Here is a 20,447-nt window from a genome sequence, read left to right as displayed (position 1 = left end):
ATGAAAAAAATAGTATTTACAGGTGGAGGGACAGTTGGTCATGTGACCCTCAATCTTTTGCTGATGCCTAAATTTATCGAAGAGGGCTGGGAAGTCCATTATATCGGTGACTGCCATGGGATTGAGTACAAGGAAATTCAGAAATCAGGTTTACCTGTTGTCTTCCATTCGATTGCAACTGGCAAGCTCCGTCGCTATTTTTCTTGGCAGAATCTCTGGGATATTTTTAAAGTGGCAGGTGGGATTCTCCAGTCGCTGGGTATCATGTTGAGAGTCCGTCCTAAAGCCCTATTTTCAAAAGGAGGCTTTGTGTCTGTTCCGCCAGTGATTGCGGCGAAGGTGACCGGCGTTCCAGTCTTTATCCATGAGTCTGATTTGTCGCTTGGTTTGGCCAATAAAATCGGTTACAAATGCGCGACAAAGATGTTCACGACTTTTGAGCAAGCTGAAGGCCTGAGCAAGGCTGAACATGTTGGAGCGGTGACCAAGATAGATGCCCTCCCTCAAACAGAACCGGCTGAGATTGAGAAAATCAAGGCTCATTTCACAGAAGGAAAGCCTACCTTGCTCTTTGTCGGTGGCTCAGGAGGCGCTAAAGTTTTCAATGATTTTATTACAAAAAATAAGGATCGCTTGATTGAAAAATATAATATTATCAATCTGACAGGCGATGCTAGTTTGGATGAGCTTTCTCACCGTATCTACCGGGTGTCCTATGTGACAGATCTGTATCAGCCACTGATGGCTATGGCAGATGTCGTCGTGACACGAGGTGGTTCCAATACTATCTTTGAATTACTGGCTATGAAGAAGTTGCAAGTGATTGTACCTTTAGGGCTGGGGGCAAGTCGAGGGGATCAGATTGAAAATGCCAACTACTTCTTGGAAAAGGGCTATGCGCTTAAAATCAATGAAGAAAACTTGAATCGGGTCAATCTTCAAGTAGCAGTGGACGATTTACTGAGGGAAAAGGCTGCCTACTATCAACGAATGGAAGAAGCGCCTGAACTAACATCAGTAGATGAATTTTATGAAATTTTAAAGCAAGATATTAACAAAGGGAAAATATGAAAAAAAGCAAGGAAGATAAGCAAAAAGATGCTCAACTTTCTCTCTCTGAATGGCAAGTCAGAAATAAAGAGTATCTTGAGAAAAAAGCTCAAGAAAAGGCGAAGAAGCAAGCAGAGTTAGAGCAGAAACAAGCCGAGCTAGAGAAGAAAAAAGAAGAAATGAAGGCAGAGCTTGAAAATCAAGAGCCTTCCAACGAAGAAAATACAGTCTCCGAAGAAACTGACACAGACTCTCCTACAAGTGAAGAAGAAACTGAAGTGCAAGATTCTGAAACTGAAGGTGAGGAGCAAGAGGAAGTCCAAGAACAAGAAGAACCAGAGGAGGAAGAAGTAGAGCAGCTTAAGCCTCCGAAGGTTCCAATTGAGAAAATCCATTGGTATCGGGCTTTGCCAGTTTTAGTGACAAGTTCTCTAATCTTTTTAGCTTCTCTTTATTTCCTCACGCCACTTGCAACGATGAAGACCATCGAATTTACTGGGAATAAGGTTGTGAGTCAGGAGGAACTAAAAAGCAGTAGTAAAATCGATCAGCGCGATTACACTGTTACTGTTTACAAAAATCGCCATCATTATGAGCAAAATCTGAAAGCTTCTAGCCCCTGGATTGAAAATGTAGAAATGACCTATCAATTCCCACTGACTTTCAAAATCGATGTTCAGGAATATAGTGTTTTAGGTTATGTACAGAAAGATTCTAAGTATTATCCTATTTTAACCAGTGGAGAATACGTGAAAAACGAAGTTGCGGCTGATGCTTTGCCGGAAGAGCGGATGGATGTGACCTTCTCAGATGCGGGTTTGATCAAGAAATTCGTTCAACAACTGAAGAATGTTCCTGATTCGATCAAAAAAAGTATGAGAAGAGTTGATTTAACTCCTAGCAAGGTGACAGAGGATTTAGTGACCATCACCATGTCTGATGAGCATCAAATTTTGGTTCCAATTTCTCATATTGCTAAGAAACTTCCCTATTATGCGGGAATTCATCCTCAGTTGGAATTACCAAGTGTGGTCGATATGGAGGCTGGTATTTTCAGCTATGTACAGGGCGCAGAAAGTACAGTTATTCATGAATCTAGCAACGATGGGCAAGATACAGAAACTTCAGCTCAACATTCAGAACAATCTACTGAAGATTCTGCCCAGTCTCGAGCAGAAAAACCAGAGATTTCTGAAAATAACTAATTATTATAGATAAAAACTGCGCCAATTTCGTATTTTTATGATATAATAAAGTTGGATAACCCTATTTTCTAGAGTTATTTGTATTAGAATGGAAACGTGGAAGACAGAGAGGACTGATGTAATGGCTAGAGATGGCTTTTTTACTGGATTAGATATAGGAAGTAGCACAATCAAAGTGTTGGTGGCAGAGCACATCAACGGTGAAATGAATGTTATCGGAGTCAGCAATGCAAAGAGTGCTGGCGTTAAAGATGGGATTATTGTTGATATTGAAGCAGCAGCAGCGGCTATTAAGTCAGCAATTTCTCAAGCAGAAGAAAAAGCGGGGATTTCGATTGGCTTAGTGAATGTTGGCCTACCTGCAAATCTACTGCAAATTGAGCCGACTCAAGGTATGATTCCTGTGATTAGTGACTCTAAAGAAATTACCGATGAAGATGTTGAGAGTGTCGTAAGATCTGCCTTGACCAAGAGCATGACTCCTGACCGTGAAGTGATTACCTTCATTCCAGAAGAGTTTGTTGTTGATGGCTTCCAAGGTATCCGTGACCCTCGTGGCATGATGGGAATTCGCTTAGAAATGCGTGGCCTGCTCTACACTGGTCCTCGTACAATCTTGCACAATCTCCGTAAAACAGTGGAGCGTGCAGGAGTCAAATTGGAAAATATTATCATTTCTCCATTAGCGATGACAAAATCCATCTTGAACGAAGGTGAGCGGGAGTTTGGTGCGACAGTCATTGATATGGGTGGCGGACAAACTACAGTTGCTTCTGTAAAAAATCAAGAATTACAATTTACCAATATCTACCAAGAAGGTGGCGATTATATTACCAAAGACATTTCAAAAGTCTTGAAAACCTCTCAAAAATTGGCAGAAAGCTTGAAATTTAACTACGGGGTAGCTTACGTACCGTTTGCAGGCACTGAAACTTTCCCAGTTGAAGTTATTGGCGAAGTCAATCCAGTTGAGATAACAGAAAGCTATCTGGCTGAAATCATCTCAGCTCGTGTTAGACATATTTTTGAGCAAATCAAGCAAGATTTGGATAGAAGACATGTCTTAGACCTTCCTGGTGGCATTGTTATCGTTGGTGGTGGAGCAATCTTACCTGGTATCGTGGAATTAGCCCAAGAAGTATTTGGTGTTCATACCAAATTGTATGTGCCAAATCAAATCGGTATTCGCAATCCAGCTTTTGCTCATGTGATTAGTCTTTCAGAGTATGCTGGCAATTTGACAGAAGTGGATCGTATCGCCCAGGCTGCTGTCCGTGGAGACGAGCAGTTACGTCATCAAGCAACCAGCTTTGAACGTCCAAATCAGAGAGCACCTCGTTTCGATACCCATCCGATTGAACCAGTTCAATCGGTTCAACCAGTTCAAGAAGTAGAATCAGAAGTTGCAACGTTTAGAAACGAAGTGCCACAAGAAGAGCCAAAAGCTAGTTTTACAGATAAGATGCGCAATTTAATTGGTAATATGTTTGAGTAAGGAGAATAAATAGATTATGACATTTTCATTTGATGCGGCTGCTGCACAAGGCGCAGTCATTAAAGTAATTGGTGTCGGCGGTGGCGGCGGAAACGCTATTAACCGAATGATCGATGAAGGTCTTGCTGGTGTAGAATTTATCGCAGCAAATACAGATGTACAAGCACTGAGCAGTGCAAAAGCAGAAACAGTTATCCAGCTTGGTCCTAAGTTGACTCGTGGTCTGGGTGCTGGAGGTCAGCCGGAGGTTGGTCGTAAAGCAGCTGAAGAAAGCGAAGAAGTCTTGACAGAAGCCCTTCAAGGTGCAGATATGGTCTTTATCACTGCTGGTATGGGTGGTGGCTCTGGTACAGGTGCTGCACCAGTTATTGCCCGCATCGCTAAATCAGTAGGCGCCCTAACTGTAGCAGTTGTAACCCGCCCATTTGGTTTTGAAGGTGCTAAACGTGGCAACTTTGCTATCGAAGGGATTAATGAACTGCGTGAACATGTAGATACTCTCTTGATCATTTCAAATAACAACCTTTTGGAAATCGTTGATAAGAAGACTCCACTTTTGGAAGCCTTGAGTGAAGCTGATAACGTTCTCCGCCAAGGGGTTCAGGGTATCACTGACTTGATTACTAGTCCAGGCTTGATTAACCTTGACTTTGCAGACGTGAAGACTGTTATGGAAAATAAAGGTAATGCCTTGATGGGTATCGGTATCGGAAGCGGTGAAGAGCGCGTTATCGAAGCAGCTCGTAAAGCTATCTACTCTCCACTTCTTGAAACAACTATTGATGGTGCAGAAGACGTGATTGTCAACGTTACTGGTGGCCTAGATATGACCTTGATTGAAGCAGAAGAAGCTTCTGAAATCGTTAATCAAGCAGCTGGTCATGGTGTCAACATCTGGCTCGGTACTTCAATTGATGAGTCTATGAAGGATGAGATTCGTGTGACTGTTGTTGCGACAGGTGTCAAAGAAGAAAAAGTTGAGAAGGTAAGTGGTTTGCAACGTGTGAAACCTGCCAACCGTGCTGAACAAGGACGTCCAGTTCAATCAGCTGCTCATTATGATCGCAACTTCGATATGGCAGAAACAAGAGAAATGCCGGCTCCTTCTCATCGCTCAACGGTAGAAACTTCTAGAACTTCAGTATTTGGAGACTGGGATTTGCGTCGTGAAGCGATTGTTCGTCAAGCAGAACCAGTTCCTTCTAGCCGTGTTGAACGCTATACAGATATTAAGGAAGAAGACGACGAGCTTGAAACACCACCATTCTTTAGAAATCGCTAATTTAAATGGACTTTCAAGCAAATAAAGATTTAATTTTTCAAAATGTTGCTCAAATAGTTGAAAAAGAAAATCGACCGAAGGATTCCGTAAACATTATTGCGGTTACCAAATATGTTGACTGTGAAACAGCGAAAAAACTTGTGGCTACAGGGATCAAACATATTGGAGAAAATCGAGTAGATAAGTTTCTTGAAAAATATCATGCTTTAAAGGAAGAAAATCTTACTTGGCACTTGATTGGTAGTTTGCAGAGAAGGAAAGTTAAAGATGTTATCAACTATGTTGATTATTTCCATGCTTTAGACTCTGTTAAATTAGCTCAAGAAATCAACAAAAGAGCGGACCATGTGATTAACTGTTTCTTGCAAGTCAATATTTCTAAAGAAGAGAGCAAGCACGGTTTTCTAGTTGAAGAGCTAGATAGTGTGCTACTTGAGCTTGCAGCCTTAGAAAATATTTGTCTTGTTGGTCTGATGACAATGGCTCCATTTGAGGCCACTCACCAAGAGTTGGATCAGATTTTTTCGGAAGCCCGTCAGCTTCAAATAAACTTACAAGCTAAACAGTTAAAAAACATGCCCTTTTCTGATTTGAGTATGGGAATGAGCCGTGACTATCCTGAAGCGATTGCCAACGGCTCTACCTATGTCAGAATCGGAACAGCATTTTTTAAATAGGAAAGAACTATGTCATTAAAAGATAAATTTGATAAATTTATAGAATATTTTACTGAAGATGGAGAAAAGTCTGACTTGCCAGTGCAGCCCTCAGTCGAGTCTGGCCCTGCATTGCAGCAACCAAAGACTGAGTTGGTTCCAGCTGCGTCATCTAAGGATAACGCACGGAATCGTTCAACTTCTTCACAAGCGCAACAGAAAACAGCAACAGAAAATATTACTAGATTGCATGCTCGCCAACAAGAACTGGCTCAACATCGAGTGACAGCTAGTGAGAAGGTTACGATTGATGTCCGCTATCCAAGAAAATACGAGGAAGCGACAGAAGTTGTTGATCTACTTGTGGCAAACGAGAGTATCTTGATTGACTTCCAATATATGACAGAAGTACAAGCAAGACGTTGCTTGGATTATCTTGATGGAGCCCGCTATGTTTTGGCTGGAAACTTGAGAAAAGTTGCTAGTACTATGTATTTGCTTACTCCAATCAACGTTGTTGTCAATGTAGAAGATATTCGCCTTCCAAATGATATGGAGTTGAGTGAATACGATTTTGATATGAAACGCAGCAGATAATTAATGATTTACTTTATTTTTAAATTAGTTTCTAATCTAATCGATCTTTACTCACTTACTGTCTTCATCTATGCACTCTTGTCTTGGTTCCCTGGAGCTTACCAAACAGCCCTAGGAAGGCTTGTCGGTTCTCTAGTTGAACCATTTTTGCGTTTATTTCGCAAATTGCCCTTGCAGTTTGGCGGCCTAGACTTTACTGTTCTGGTGGCACTCTTTGCTTTGAGACTGCTTGATACCTTGTTTTTGCACTTTATTTCTGCTTTATTTTTACTATGGTAAATAATATTTATCAGCATTTTTCTCAGGATGACCAGGATTTTCTGGATAAAAGCATGGAATTGCTTCAACGGGTAGAAGATCAGTATAGCTTTGAGACAACTGCTTTTTTGAACCCACATCAGGTGGCTATTCTCAAAAATTTAAGTAAACAGTATGATGTGCAAGTCTTTTCTAGCTCCGATTACTTTCCAAGTGAGTTTGCCAAAGTTTTGATTGCCCCTAGCTACTATCAGCTAGATGTTGAAGATTTTGATTTGGCCTTATTAGAGATAGTTTACGCAAGTAAGTTCTATAAGGTGAGTCATTCACAAATTATGGGAACTCTTTTGCATCAGCTGGGGATTGAGAGATGGACATTTGGCGATATTATCGTTGTAGATGATCGAGCGCAAGTATTTGTGGACCGAAGATTAGAAGAATATTTCATTACCAATGTTTCCAAAATAGCTAAAGTTCCAGTTCGGCTCAAGAAAGTTTCCTTGACCGAGCAGCTGCAAAACTTGTCAGCGACTAAAACCAGAGATGTCTTGGTCTCTAGTCTTAGACTGGATAAGTTAGTAGCGACAGTCTTTAAATTATCGCGTAGCCAAGCTGTGGAACTAATCATGGGGAAACAGGTGAAGCAAAACTACAGAACCATTGATAACCCTAGTCAACAGATTGCTTTAGGTGAATTGATTAGCGTTAGGAAATATGGACGATTTAAGGTTTTAACAGAGAATGGTTTTTCCAAAAACGGGAAACATAAACTAACAGTTGAATTATTACCTAGCAAATAAGGAGGAAATATGGCACTAACATCACTAGAGATTAGAGATAAAGCTTTTTCGACCAGATTTAGAGGGTACGATATTGATGAAGTTGAAGAATTTCTTGATATCATTGTCGGTGATTATGAAGATTTAATCCGTGAAAATCATGAGAAAGAAGCAAAAATCCGTAATCTTGAAGAGCGTCTAATTTATTTTGATGAAATGAAAGATTCGCTTAGTCAGTCCGTTTTAATTGCGCAAGACACAGCAGAGCGGGTTAAGCAAGCAGCACAAGAACGTTCCGGAAATATCGTTCAGCAAGCAGAGCAAGATGCGCAACGCTTGTTAGATAGAGCCAAGTATAAGGCTAATGATATTCTTCGTCAGGCAACAGACAATGCCAAGAGAGTGGCTGTTGAGACAGAAGAATTGAAAAATAAAACGCGTGTCTTCCATCAACGTCTCAAATCAACAATTGAAAGTCAGCTAAGTATTGTTGATTCTCAAGATTGGGAAGATATTCTTCGCCCAACTGCTACCTATCTCCAAACCAGTGATGAAGCCTTTAAAGTAGTGGTTGAAGAAGCACTTGGTGAAAAAGTAGAGCTCGAGGAAGAAGTAGATGTTACTCGTCAATTCTCGCCTGAGGAAATAGCTGAATTGCAAGAGCGAATTGAGCAAGCAAATCGAGAATTGGCAGAAACACAGACCCTTCAGACTATAGATGAGGAATTGATCCAAGCACAACAGAAAGAAATTTTAGAATCAGTAAAACGTTCAGAATCGGATGAAGATTCTAAAGTTCCAGTAGATCTTTTATAATAAGTGCAGAAACACAAATCAGACAGAATATTTTCAGCGAGCAGGTGGTGGTGAGAGACCTGTAATCCCTTTTGTTTGATTTATCATTCTGCTTCATCGTTTCTGAATCGAGTAAGAAACGACGTCTGCCTACGTTACGGGCTAAGAGGGATAGGATTTTTCCTGTCTAAACAAAGGTGGTACCGCGATTTTTCGTCCTTTAGGAGAAGTCTGCGGTTTTTTATTTTGAAAAATATATGTCATAAGGAGACCAAATGAAACTCAAAGAAACCCTGAACCTTGGGAAAACTGCATTTCCAATGCGTGCTGGCTTGCCAAATAAAGAGCCAATCTGGCAAAAAGAATGGGATGAAGCTAAGCTTTATCAACGCCGTCAAGAATTAAATGAAGGCAAACCCCATTTTGTCTTGCATGATGGCCCTCCATATGCCAACGGAAATATCCACGTAGGACATGCCATGAATAAGATTTCTAAAGATATCATTGTCCGTTCGAAATCGATGGCTGGCTACTATGCACCTTATATTCCGGGTTGGGATACCCATGGTCTGCCAATCGAGCAAGTTTTGGCGAAACAAGGTGTCAAACGCAAAGAAATGGACTTGGTTGAATACTTGAAACTTTGCCGTGACTATGCTCTTTCTCAAGTTGATAAACAACGGGAAGACTTCAAGCGTTTGGGGGTTTCTGGTGACTGGGAAAATCCTTATGTGACCTTGACTCCAGACTATGAGGCAGCTCAAATCCGCGTCTTTGGTGAAATGGCTAAGAAAGGCTACATCTACCGCGGTGCTAAGCCTGTTTACTGGTCTTGGTCTTCTGAATCAGCCCTTGCTGAAGCGGAGATTGAATACCATGACTTGGTTTCAACTTCCCTTTACTATGCTAACCGTGTCAAAGATGGTAAAGGTGTCCTAGATACAGATACCTACATCGTTGTTTGGACAACAACTCCATTCACCATCACTGCTTCTCGTGGTTTGACAGTTGGAGCGGATATTGATTATGTATTGGCACAACCTGCTGGTGAGGCTCGTAAGTTTGTGGTTGCTGCAGAATTGTTGAACACCCTGTCTGAGAAATTTGGCTGGGCTGATGTTCAAGTCTTGGCAACTTACCGTGGTCAAGAATTGAACCACATTGTGACAAAGCACCCGTGGGATACAGCTATAGATGAGTTGGTAATCCTTGGTGACCACGTTACGACTGACTCAGGTACTGGTATTGTCCATACTGCGCCTGGTTTCGGTGAGGATGACTACAATGTCGGTGTTGCTAACGGTCTTGAAGTTGCAGTAACGGTTAATGAACGCGGGATCATGATGGAAAATGCTGGTCCTGATTTTGCGGGTCAATTCTATGACAAGGTAGTTCCAACTGTTATCGAAAAACTTGGTAATCTTCTCCTTGCTCAAGAAGAAATCTCTCACTCATATCCATTTGACTGGCGTACCAAGAAACCAATCATCTGGCGTGCAGTGCCACAATGGTTTGCTTCTGTATCAAAATTCCGCCAAGAAATCTTGGATGAAATTGAAAAAGTGAAGTTCCATTCAGAATGGGGTAAAGTGCGTCTTTACAACATGATCCGTGACCGTGGTGACTGGGTTATCTCTCGTCAACGTGCTTGGGGAGTTCCTCTTCCTATCTTCTACGCTGAAGACGGAACACCAATTATGACAGCTGAAACTATCGAGCATGTGGCTCAACTCTTTGAAGAGCACGGTTCTATTGTATGGTGGGAACGTGATGCTAAAGACCTCTTGCCAGAAGGATTTACCCATCCAGGTTCACCAAATGGCGAATTCAAGAAAGAAACAGATATCATGGACGTATGGTTCGACTCCGGTTCTTCATGGAATGGAGTTGTAGTAAACCGTCCAGAACTCAAATATCCAGCTGACCTCTATCTGGAAGGTTCTGACCAGTACCGTGGTTGGTTCAACTCATCTCTTATCACATCTGTTGCCAACCATGGCGTGGCTCCTTACAAACAAATCTTGTCACAAGGTTTTGCCCTTGACGGTAAAGGTGAGAAGATGTCTAAATCTCTTGGAAATACGATTGCGCCAAGCGATGTTGAAAAACAATTTGGTGCGGAAATCTTGCGTCTCTGGGTAACAAGTGTTGACTCAAGCAACGACGTTCGTATCTCTATGGATATCTTGAGCCAAGTCTCTGAAACGTATCGTAAGATCCGTAACACCCTTCGTTTCTTGATTGCTAATACATCAGACTTTAACCCAGCTCAAGACGCAGTAGCTTACGATGAGCTTCGTTCTGTTGATAAGTACATGACCATCCGCTTTAACCAGCTTGTCAAGACGATTCGTGATGCCTATGCTGATTTTGAATTCTTGACAATCTACAAGGCCTTGGTGAACTTTATCAACGTTGATTTATCAGCCTTCTACCTTGATTTTGCCAAAGATGTTGTTTACATAGAAGGTGCCAAATCGCTTGAACGCCGTCAAATGCAAACAGTTTTCTATGACATTCTTGTCAAAATCACCAAACTCTTGACTCCGATTCTTCCTCACACTGCAGAGGAGATCTGGTCATATCTCGAGTTTGAAGCTGAAGACTTCGTTCAATTGTCAGAATTGCCAGAAGCTCAAACATTTGCTAACCAAGAAGAAATCTTGGATACCTGGGCAGCCTTCATGGACTTCCGTGGACAAGCTCAGAAAGCCTTGGAAGAAGCCCGTAATGCAAAAGTTATCGGTAAATCACTCGAAGCGCACTTGACAGTTTATCCAAATGAAGTGGTGAAAACTCTTCTTGGAGCAGTGGATAGCAATGTAGCTCAACTTTTGATCGTGTCAGAATTGACCATTGCAGAAGGATCAGCTCCAGAAGGCGCAGTTAGCTTTGAGGATGTTGCCTTCACAGTTGAACGCGCTGCAGGTGAAGTATGTGACCGTTGCCGTCGTATCGATCCAACTACTGCAGACCGTAACTACCATGCAGTTATTTGTGACCACTGTGCAAGCATCGTAGAAGAAAACTTTGCGGATGCAGTTGCAGAAGGATTTGAAGAAAAATAATCCAGTCTAACATGAATAGGTTTGACTGATGGCTAGTAGAAGAAGTCCCGTCTCAACTGAGGCGGGCTTTTTTACTTGAGAACTAAGGGGCTAAGCTTCCTTGTGAAAGCTGAAAAAATAAGTTCAAACTCTTGACAGGCTAGTATAAGTTATTTATGATAGTAGTAAAGATTAGAAGGAATGAGGAAAGATAATGACCCATCCAGTTTTTGGAGTTCATGAGGAAAATGTCGAATATGTGACGCGTTATGGAGTTTATGCAGTAATTCCAGATGAAAAGAAAGAAAATATTATTTTAGTGCAGGCACCTAATGGTGCTTGGTTTCTTCCTGGAGGCCAAATGGAAGAAGGAGAAGACCAGCTGGCTACTCTCGAGCGGGAATTACTGGAAGAGCTTGGTTTTAGCATCCAAGTAGGAGATTACTTTGGTCAAGCGGATGAATATTTTTATTCACGCCATCGGGACACGCATTTTTATAATCCAGCCTATATTTATGAAGCACTTTCGTATCAAGAAGTAGAAAAGCCACTGGAAGACTTTAATAATCTAGCATGGTTTCCTGTCGATCTTGCCATTGAAAAATTGAAACGTGGCAGTCATAAATGGGGAATTGAGCAGTGGAAGCGTAAATATCAGAATAACTAGCCTGCTATATTTAAAATGATATAAATTACAGGCAATCATTCACAATTCCTGAAAAACGTGTTATAATAATAGCGACGATTTAAGGTAGGAGGCAAATGAATGAAGCTTATAAATACGACGAATACCCATGCAGAACTAGTAAAAAATCAGTTGGAAAGTACGGATGCAACGCTGGTAGAGGTTTACTCTGCTGGAAATAGCGATGTTATTTTCACAGAAGCACCCACCCATTATGAAATTCTCATTTCAAATAAGCATCGCGCAATCAGAGAGCAAGAAATTGAAAAAATTAGAGAATTCTTTTTAAAGCGAAAAATTGACCAAAAGAATATTGACTCTTCTGCCATTCGGACAATCTATACCAATAGTTTGATTGAGATTTCAATCCCGATTAAAGGATAATGACCTGTTTACGGGTTCAAACATTTTTACATTCTTAATTGTATTCCTTGCTTCCTGATGGAGGTAATAGCAAAAATCACTTGAAAAATTCCGCTTTTCAGCTGTTGCTTTCAGGTGATTTTTTACTTGTCTGATTTAGATTTTAAATTGCGTGATCTTTTCTGACTAGCCAAATTCTTCGAACTGAATAATGTTTCCATTTTTATTCTTTCTTTTATGAAATCACCTTTATTTTATGATAAATTATGGTAAAATAACTTGGAGGAGAGTAAAGATGTTTCATAAAAGTAAATTAATGTTTTGGACCAGTGAAGTTTTGCTGCTGACGATTATCTTTTTCATCTGGCGCCAGATGGGAGATATGATTACGCCGGTGGTGAGCGTTATCAATACGATTTTAATTCCCTTTGTTATGGGAGGATTTCTCTACTATATCACAAATCCTCTGGTGACACTGCTCGAAAAAAAGTTGAAAATCAATCGAATTTTCGGGATTTTAATCACTCTTTTTCTGCTCTTTGGTCTAGTGACGGTCGGAGTAATCTACCTCTTGCCAATTTTGATTAACCAGCTATCCAGCTTGATTAATTCAACGCAAAATCTCTATTGGGAAATCCAGAGTTTTGTCAATCAATTATCCAAAAATCCTTTGTTTAAGAGTTTAAATATTCAGTCTACTATCCAGCAACTCAATCTGTCCTATGTAGATATTCTGCAAAATATTTTAAATAGTGTTACCAATAGTCTGGGTAGTGTAGTGTCTGCTGTCATCAATACCCTCATGATTCTCATCATGACCCCGATTTTTTTGGTCTACTTCCTGATGGATGGACACAAGCTTTTGCCTATGCTGGAGCGGACTGTTCTCAAGCGCGATAAGCTAAATATATCTAGTCTCTTGACCAATCTCAATGCGACGGTTGCCCGTTATATCAGTGGTATTTCGATTGATGCCTTGCTGATTGGAACCTTAGCATATATTGGTTACAGTGTCATTGGACTCAAGTATGCCTTGGTCTTTGCGATTTTCTCAGCTCTGGCTAACTTAATTCCTTATGTGGGGCCTAGTATCGGCTTGATTCCCATGCTAATCACCTACTTTTTTACCGATCCTCATAAAATGTTGGTGGCCTTGATCTATATGTTGATTATCCAGCAGATTGATGGAAATATCCTCTATCCTCGTATTGTTGGGAGCGTTATGAAGGTGCACCCTATTACGATTATGGTTCTCTTGCTTCTTTCAAGTAATATCTATGGTATTATGGGCATGATTGTAGCGATTCCGACCTACTCTATCCTCAAGGAAATCGTGAAATTCCTTGCCAACCTTTATGACAATCACAAGGAAGCTCAGCAACAAAAGAAGAATGAAGAATTTGGTATTATAAAGAAATAGGAGAGTGGGACAGAAATCGGTAATTCGTTAGAATTCGATTTCGTCGTCCCACCTCCGCACAGTTGAGTAGGGCTGTAAAAGCTGATAAAATCAGCGCAGTAGAGTCCACTCAACCACTGCGTCTTACTCGACAATCCAAAGACAATTGAGAGGCTAGGACTTTTGTCCCAGACTCTTTTTTACTGCATTTTTTAGCGTGCATAATTGAATATTTATGCTAAAATAATAGTAATAGCATAAAGGAGGTATCGTTATGGTAACACGTCGTAAATTTTCTCCGCAAGAAATAAGAAAAGATTCTTCTTATTTTTCGTCCTTGAAGACCATTGTAGAGACAGCCTTTTATGAGAATCAGGTGCAGGCAATCAAGACAGTAGAAGAAGCCTATCAACTGGCTTCGGTAGCTGCTGGAACGGTTGTGCTGGACATGCCGGTGATTCATACTAAGGAGCTGGGGCTTCCTTCCTATGCCCGCGTTTTATTGACTAATTCGGGGGCGGTTGTCGGCCGAACTGCTAAGGCTAGACGGATTTATGGCAGAGACTGTCAGGAAGACGAGCATTTGCTATTTCTGGTTCGTAGTGCTGTTTACCAAGCACATCAGAGAACCTTTTATAAGGCAGATGCAGTTGTAGGGCTGGATGAGGACTTCATGGTTTGCGCCCACCTGATGGTGCCTCAGGAAGAAATCAATAATCTTTATTCTTGGCTCTTGAATTTCCAGATTTTGGATGAGGAATTTAAGAACCGCCTACGAGCTTCTAAAAAGTACGAAGAGAATGATATCTTTGTCTTTTTTGATCCCAAGTGGAAGCATCCAGACTATCCAGAAGGTTTGGTTTATTTTGATACCAATCATAATTGCGCCGTTATTCTGGGCTTAAACTATTTCGGGGAGCTGAAAAAGGCAACCTTGACTTTAGCCTGGGGAACGGCTGCTAGAAATGGCTATGTTGCCTGCCACGGAGGTCTGAAAATCTTCAAGCAGAAGACGGAAAAAGAAGACTATGTTGCATCTTTCTTTGGTCTATCCGGTTCAGGAAAATCCACATTGACGCATGCCAAGCATGACCATAAATATGATATCAAGGTTCTCCATGACGATGCCTTCATTATCTCGATTAAGGATGGCTCCTCTATTGCCCTCGAGCCGTCTTATTTTGACAAGACAAATGACTACCCTACAGGTCATAGTGAGCAGGATTTCTTTGTCACTGTGCAGAACTGCGGAGTGACGCTGGATGAAAATGGGCGGAAAAAGCTAGTGACTGAGGACATCCGTAACGGGAATGGACGGACTGTTAAATCGCGCTTTGCGACTCCAAATCGAGTAGATCGGATTGATGAGCCCATCAACGCTATCTTCTGGATTATGAAAGATGACTCTCTACCGCCTCTGGTTAAGATCAATGATCCGCTGATGGCTTCCACAATGGGCTGCACCCTGATGACTAAGCGCTCCAATGCCGAGAATGTCACTGGCTTGCACGAAGACTTGGTTATTGAGCCTTATGCCAACCCTTTCCGAGTTTATCCACTGGTGGAAGATTATCGGAAATTCCGTCGTTTATTTGAATCGGGAGTCGCTTGCTACATTATCAATACTGGTTTTTATATGGGCAAAGGTATTTCAAAGGAAGTATCTTTAGACGTTATCGAGCAGATTGTAGACGGCAAGGCTCAATTTAAGACTTTTGGTCCTTTGGAAGGTTTTGAGTACCTAGATTATAAGGGTTATGCTGTTCCAAACTTTGACGACAAGTACAGACAGCTCATTCGTGAAAGAATGCAGGTTCGATTAAACTTCCTGCTGGCCTTCAATCAGAAATATCCCAAGACAGCCCTACCTGTCGGAGCTATTTCTCGGCTAGAAAAAGTCTTGCAGGATTTGGAGAATTAAGATGCAAAACGCTTTCCAATAAATCCTTGTGCACGAATCCTAAAATATGTTATAATCAAGGTTGATCATAATTTTAGGAGAAGAATCCATGGAAGACCCTGGCAGTCAGAGTATTTTATTGCAAGCAATACTGCTATTTGTTTTAACCTTACTAAATGCCTTTTTCTCAGCTTCTGAGATGGCGATGGTATCACTCAATCGAGCTCGCGTCGAGCAGAAAGCCGAGGAAGGCGATGCCAAATACATTCGTTTATTAAAAGTTCTTGAAAGTCCCAATAACTTTCTGTCAACGATTCAGGTCGGTATCACCGTCATCAATATCCTGTCGGGGGCAAGCTTTGCGGACAATCTAGGGAAAATCTTTGCTTCTTGGATGGGTGATTCCAAAACAGCACATGCAGTTGCTAGTTTCTTGGCTCTTGCTCTTTTGACCTATATTTCCATTGTTTTAGGCGAGCTTTATCCTAAGCGGATTGCCATGAATCTCAAGGACAGTTTAGCCATTCGTACCGCACCTGTGATTATCTTCCTAGGGAAAATCGTCAGTCCTTTCGTTTGGTTGCTCTCAGCTTCGACTAATCTCCTTAGTCGGATTACGCCGATGCAGTTCGACGATGCAGACGAAAAGATGACGCGGGATGAGATTGAGTACATGTTGACTAAGAGCGAGGAGACGCTGGATGCAGACGAAATCGAAATGTTGCAGGGTATTTTCTCGCTGGATGAGCTGATGGCGCGTGAACTCATGGTACCGCGGACGGATGCCTTTATGGTGGATATTCAGGACGATACTCAAGAAATCATCAAAAGCATTCTCAAGCAGAGTTTTTCGCGGATTCCTGTCTATGATGGCGACAAGGACAATGTCATTGGTCTCATTCACACAAAACGTCTATTGAATGAAGGCTTTGTAAATGGTTTTGACAATATTGTTCTGCGTAAGATTCTGCAAGAGCCACTCTTTGTACCTGAAACGATTTTTGTAGATGATTTGCTCAAATCTCTCCGGAATACCCAAAATCAAATGGCGATTCTGTTGGATGAGTATGGTGGTATGGCAGGTTTGGTTACACTGGAAGACCTCTTGGAGGAGATTGTCGGTGAGATTGACGATGAGACAGACAAGGTTGCCATCGAAGTTCATGAAATCGGTGAGAATACCTACATTGTTTTAGGAACAATGACCCTCAATGACTTTAATGAATACTTTGAAGTTGAAATCGATAGTGATGATGTGGACACCATTGCTGGTTATTATCTGACTGGTGTTGGGACCATTCCAAATCCAACAGAACGGCTCAGCTATGAAGTGGAAAGTCAGAATAAAAAACTGATTTTGACCAATGACAAGGTCAAGAATGGCCGTGTCACCAAGGTGAAAGTGGAAATATCTGAAATCATTGAAGAAAATGAAGAAGCTGAAAAATAATTCAGCTTCTTTTTAAGTTTTCCGCAAGATTTTTATAAGGAATGCTTAAGCTGAAAGTCTTATACTAGTCTCAACAAATAAGAAATGAGGGCAGTCCAATGACATATAAAGTTAAAGTAAATTATAAGGGATCATTCATCCGCTCCAAGCTCAAATAAGTAGCCTAACCAGTAGTAGCAATAGAAGCAAGAAATAGATTCTCGTATAAGAATTTCATACATTTTTCATATCATCTCCTAAATATAAAAAACTAAAAAATAAACCAAAGAACAGGAAAACTCCTCTGATCGCTAGATTTTAGCTGACAGAGGAGATTTTTGATGCTCGCTGCATCAGCGACTTCATTCTTTTTGCCGTGTAGCAAAATCCACAAAGCGAAATTTATCTAATTTGTGTCGGCTTTCCGTGTATTGAAACTGGCGGCCGTCGGAGAGATAGAAGATAGAGCATTTTTAGATATTATCAAATTAGGCAGGTACTGATTTCGAATTATGAGGAGCCAATGGTAGCAACGACCATGACCCTGCAGCCATACGAAACCTTGGCTATTCTGGTAAAATAATGATTAAAACCAGCTTAAGCTTCTTTTAAGTATGGTGCAGTATACTAGAAGCATCAAATGAAGACCTCTTAACTTTATTTGATAGAAGGAGTCCTTTAGTTTAACAGATGAGCAGCTGTTATAGCTATAGTTCCGCACCTTTTTTTCATAACAATCTCCGAAAAGGTCGCCCCTAGGGCGGCTTTTTTATGGAGAAAGCTGGAAACGGAGAGTGGTAATTTTTAGACAAACTGAAAATCCTATCTGTTGTAACACAATGAAAATGAAATTGAAAAACAGTTTGTTTTCTAAAAAATAGGCAGAATCTATCTATTTTTAGTCAAATAGTGATATAATATAGATAAAATAAAACGTTTTCAAGTGCGAGAGGGTTATTATGGTTGAAGAAGCTATTGATTATGGAAAAGTAACGGGAATGGTGCACTCTACGGAGAGTTTTGGGGCTGTGGACGGACCCGGTATCCGCTTCATCGTCTTTTTGCAGGGCTGTCATATGCGTTGTCAATATTGCCACAATCCAGATACTTGGGAGATGGAGACCAATAAATCTCAGTTGCGGACCGTGGATGATGTCCTACAAGAAGCTCTTCGTTACAAAGGTTTCTGGGGTAATAAAGGCGGCATTACAGTCAGCGGGGGAGAAGCACTTCTGCAAATCGACTTTTTGATTGCCTTCTTTACTAAGGCCAAAGAACTGGGGATTCATTGTACGCTGGATACTTGCGCTCTGCCTTTTAGAAACACGCCTCGTTATCTAGAAAAGTTTAATAAACTGATGGCGGTGACGGATTTGGTTTTGCTGGATATCAAGGAAATTGATGAAGCACAGCATAGAATCGTGACCAGCCAGACGAATAAAAACATCTTGGCCTGTGCAAAATACCTCTCAGATATCGGGAAGCCAGTGTGGATTCGTCACGTTCTGGTGCCAGGCTTGACGGACCGTGATGATGATTTGATTGAGCTAGGTAAATTTGTCAAAACACTCAAGAATGTTGATAAGTTTGAAATCTTACCTTATCATACGATGGGAGAGTTTAAATGGCGGGAGCTGGGCATTCCTTATTCACTGGAAGGGGTGAAGCCCCCAACTGCCGAGCGGGTCAAAAATGCCAAGGAACTGATGCAGACGGAATCCTATACCGAATACATGAATCGGGTGCATAATAACTAAGTGATGTAAGTAGGGTAAGATGAGGCTGGGACAAAAGTCCTAGCCTCTCAATTGTCTTTGGATTGTCGAGCAAGACGCAGTGGTTGAGTGGACTCTACTACACTGATTTCATCAGCTTTTACAGCCCTACTCAACTGTGCGGAGGTGGGACGACGAAATCGAATTCTAACGAATTACCGATTTCTGTTCCACTCTCATTTTTCTCAAGAAAATACCTGCTAATTCTTTGGGATAGCCTAATTCTATAAGTTTTGATAGGATGATCAGCACCTATTTAAAGACGTTACAGGTGGTGGCTGTCTGATTTTAAAAGGATGGATATATTAGAAGAGTTTATAGCAAGCTTTCTTCTTTTGCCTGCTTAGTTTTTACCTCTATTGTAAGGCTACACAAAGTTAGGTCTAGCTTCCAAGAAGGAGTTTGAATAAAGGCGGAATTTATGGTATAATGAGCCCTAATAGTGATTTTTTAGAGAATATTATAAACATAGTGGGAGTAGTGTTTTGGGAAAGAAAAAAGCCGTTGTGGTTTCGGGAGATTATGGGTATATCAGACAGATTGAAACGACAATAAAATCTCTTTGCTGTCATCATAAAAATTTAGATATTTATGTTTTCAATCAGGACATTCCTCAAGAATGGTTTTACTATACGCGTCAGAAGGTAGAAGCAGCTGGTAGTCAGTTGAACGATGTGAAATTGTTTAATGATCAGATTGACGATCAAGTGAAATCGAAATGGGAAGCTGGAACTTATGCTCACATCAACTACATGGCTTACGGGCGCTATTTTATACCGAACTATGTTGAAGCAGATAGAGTCTTATATTTAGATTGTGATATTGTTGTGACACGAAATCTGGATCATCTTTTTGAGATGGATCTGGAGGATTATTATGTAGCAACGATTCGTGCGACGTATGGAGTAGGCTTGGGCTTTAATTCTGGAGTGATGCTCATCAATAATAAGCGTTGGCGTGAAGAAAATATGGCTCAGCAATTGGTTGAGTTGACAGATAGGGAATTAGCCAATTTTACTGAAGGTGATCAGTCTATCTTGAATTTGATGTTTGAGGGCAAAAAGCTTGATTTGGAAGATACTTACAATTTTCAAATCGGCTTTGACATGGGAGCTGCGCTAGATAAGCATGACTGGATTTTCGAAATTCCGCTTTCCCCACTGCCTGCTGTTTTGCATTATATTTCTGGTCAAAAACCATGGAACACTGTTTCCAACATGCGTCTGCGTGAAGTATGGTGGTTTTACAATTCTCTTGATTGGTCGACCATTATCGAGACAGATGAATTTGGTGTCGAGAAAGCTATTAAACAGATAGATGAAGGCTTTGCTCTCCGCTGTGTAACCTTGACAAACTCGGATAGGTTAGAGGGAATTGAATATTTAGTGAAAGCATTGCCAAACTGCCTGTTTCATATTGCTGCCTATACACAGATGTCTGATAAGTTACTCAAGCTGATGGCTTATGAAAATGTTCGCTTGCACCCTGTGATTTTACCCTATCCTTTAAAAGATCTACTTGCGAGCAGTGACATTTATCTAGATATCAACCATGACCAGAAATTCGACACTGTGATTAGGGAGTTTCAAGAGTCTGGTAAGCCTGTTTACGCCTTTGATAATGTTCAAACCGAAGGGATTTCAGAGCAAGTATTTTCACATGAAAATTATCAGGAAATGGTGGAAAAAATTCGATCAGATTTTGAGTAAAGGACGAACCTCCCCTATTTTGT

The 20,447-nt window shown here is 41.0% G+C and carries 17 protein-coding genes, 1 pseudogene and 1 other annotated feature; of the genes and pseudogenes, 17 read left to right on the top strand and 1 reads right to left on the bottom strand.

Annotated elements, in window-relative coordinates; all coding sequences use genetic code 11:
• The 15 genes from I872_RS07355 (at position 1) to I872_RS07285 (ending at position 16,961) form a co-directional block, all read left to right on the top strand.
• A complete protein-coding gene (locus tag I872_RS07355) occupies positions 1 to 1,071 on the top strand; it encodes a UDP-N-acetylglucosamine--N-acetylmuramyl-(pentapeptide) pyrophosphoryl-undecaprenol N-acetylglucosamine transferase (protein ID WP_015605504.1) in 1,071 nt (356 codons plus the stop codon).
• Positions 1,068 to 2,255 (top strand): cell division protein FtsQ/DivIB, encoded by a 1,188-nt coding sequence (locus I872_RS07350; protein WP_015605503.1) that lies wholly within the window; start codon positions 1,068 to 1,070, stop codon positions 2,253 to 2,255. Before I872_RS07355 ends, I872_RS07350 begins: the two co-directional genes overlap by 4 nt.
• A gap of 121 nt (positions 2,256 to 2,376) precedes the next feature.
• Entirely contained in the window at positions 2,377 to 3,750 is a 1,374-nt protein-coding gene (gene ftsA, locus I872_RS07345) for a cell division protein FtsA (protein WP_015605502.1), read from the top strand.
• Positions 3,751 to 3,766: 16 nt separating this feature from the next.
• Positions 3,767 to 5,032 (top strand): cell division protein FtsZ, encoded by a 1,266-nt coding sequence (gene ftsZ / locus I872_RS07340; protein WP_015605501.1) that lies wholly within the window; start codon positions 3,767 to 3,769, stop codon positions 5,030 to 5,032.
• Between the two features lie 5 nt (positions 5,033 to 5,037).
• The gene (locus tag I872_RS07335) at positions 5,038 to 5,709 is read left to right on the top strand and encodes a YggS family pyridoxal phosphate-dependent enzyme (RefSeq protein WP_015605500.1); all 672 of its coding nucleotides are present in this window, start codon (positions 5,038 to 5,040) and stop codon (positions 5,707 to 5,709) included.
• A gap of 9 nt (positions 5,710 to 5,718) precedes the next feature.
• On the top strand, positions 5,719 to 6,285 hold the full coding sequence (locus I872_RS07330) for a cell division protein SepF (RefSeq protein ID WP_015605499.1): 567 nt from the start codon (positions 5,719 to 5,721) through the stop codon (positions 6,283 to 6,285).
• A 3-nt stretch (positions 6,286 to 6,288) separates the two neighbouring features.
• The gene (locus I872_RS07325) at positions 6,289 to 6,564 is read left to right on the top strand and encodes a YggT family protein (RefSeq protein WP_015605498.1); all 276 of its coding nucleotides are present in this window, start codon (positions 6,289 to 6,291) and stop codon (positions 6,562 to 6,564) included.
• Positions 6,558 to 7,343 carry a YlmH family RNA-binding protein gene (locus I872_RS07320; RefSeq protein WP_015605497.1) on the top strand — a complete coding sequence of 262 codons (786 nt, stop codon included), beginning with the start codon at positions 6,558 to 6,560 and terminating at the stop codon, positions 7,341 to 7,343. Before I872_RS07325 ends, I872_RS07320 begins: the two co-directional genes overlap by 7 nt.
• A 9-nt stretch (positions 7,344 to 7,352) precedes the next feature.
• Complete coding sequence (locus I872_RS07315; RefSeq protein WP_015605496.1) at positions 7,353 to 8,138, top strand: DivIVA domain-containing protein; 786 nt, start codon at positions 7,353 to 7,355, stop codon at positions 8,136 to 8,138.
• Positions 8,138 to 8,341: a binding site (T-box leader), on the top strand. It overlaps the preceding gene by 1 nt.
• A gap of 51 nt (positions 8,342 to 8,392) precedes the next feature.
• Positions 8,393 to 11,185 (top strand): isoleucine--tRNA ligase, encoded by a 2,793-nt coding sequence (gene ileS / locus I872_RS07310; protein ID WP_015605495.1) that lies wholly within the window; start codon positions 8,393 to 8,395, stop codon positions 11,183 to 11,185.
• A gap of 193 nt (positions 11,186 to 11,378) precedes the next feature.
• Positions 11,379 to 11,831: an NUDIX domain-containing protein gene (locus tag I872_RS07305; protein ID WP_015605494.1), complete on the top strand. Its 453-nt coding sequence runs from the start codon at positions 11,379 to 11,381 to the stop codon at positions 11,829 to 11,831.
• A 99-nt stretch (positions 11,832 to 11,930) separates the two neighbouring features.
• Positions 11,931 to 12,233 carry a DUF1827 family protein gene (locus tag I872_RS07300; RefSeq protein ID WP_015605493.1) on the top strand — a complete coding sequence of 101 codons (303 nt, stop codon included), beginning with the start codon at positions 11,931 to 11,933 and terminating at the stop codon, positions 12,231 to 12,233.
• Positions 12,234 to 12,507: 274 nt separating this feature from the next.
• Positions 12,508 to 13,632, top strand: a complete 1,125-nt coding sequence (locus tag I872_RS07295) for an AI-2E family transporter (protein ID WP_015605492.1) — start codon at positions 12,508 to 12,510, stop codon at positions 13,630 to 13,632.
• Between the two features lie 253 nt (positions 13,633 to 13,885).
• Positions 13,886 to 15,532, top strand: coding sequence for a phosphoenolpyruvate carboxykinase (ATP) (locus tag I872_RS07290; RefSeq protein ID WP_015605491.1), 1,647 nt, complete (start codon positions 13,886 to 13,888; stop codon positions 15,530 to 15,532).
• 88 nt (positions 15,533 to 15,620) lie between these two features.
• A complete protein-coding gene (locus I872_RS07285; RefSeq protein ID WP_015605490.1) occupies positions 15,621 to 16,961 on the top strand; it encodes a hemolysin family protein in 1,341 nt (446 codons plus the stop codon).
• Between the two features lie 341 nt (positions 16,962 to 17,302).
• On the opposite strand, the pseudogene I872_RS11025 reads toward I872_RS07285, so the two are convergent.
• Positions 17,303 to 17,398: pseudogene (locus I872_RS11025) on the bottom strand (trehalose operon repressor); the annotation flags it as partial.
• A gap of 501 nt (positions 17,399 to 17,899) precedes the next feature.
• Here I872_RS11025 and pflA point away from each other — a divergent pair.
• Together pflA and I872_RS07275 are read left to right on the top strand one after the other, a co-directional pair.
• Positions 17,900 to 18,697: a pyruvate formate-lyase-activating protein gene (gene pflA / locus I872_RS07280; protein WP_015605489.1), complete on the top strand. Its 798-nt coding sequence runs from the start codon at positions 17,900 to 17,902 to the stop codon at positions 18,695 to 18,697.
• Positions 18,698 to 19,200: 503 nt separating this feature from the next.
• A complete protein-coding gene (locus I872_RS07275) occupies positions 19,201 to 20,424 on the top strand; it encodes a glycosyltransferase (RefSeq protein ID WP_015605488.1) in 1,224 nt (407 codons plus the stop codon).
• Positions 20,425 to 20,447 lie beyond the last annotated feature (23 nt).

This window comes from Streptococcus cristatus AS 1.3089, from assembly GCF_000385925.1.
Classification (GTDB): Bacteria; Bacillota; Bacilli; order Lactobacillales; family Streptococcaceae; genus Streptococcus; species Streptococcus cristatus_B.
This window is presented reverse-complemented; position numbering and strand designations above follow the sequence as displayed.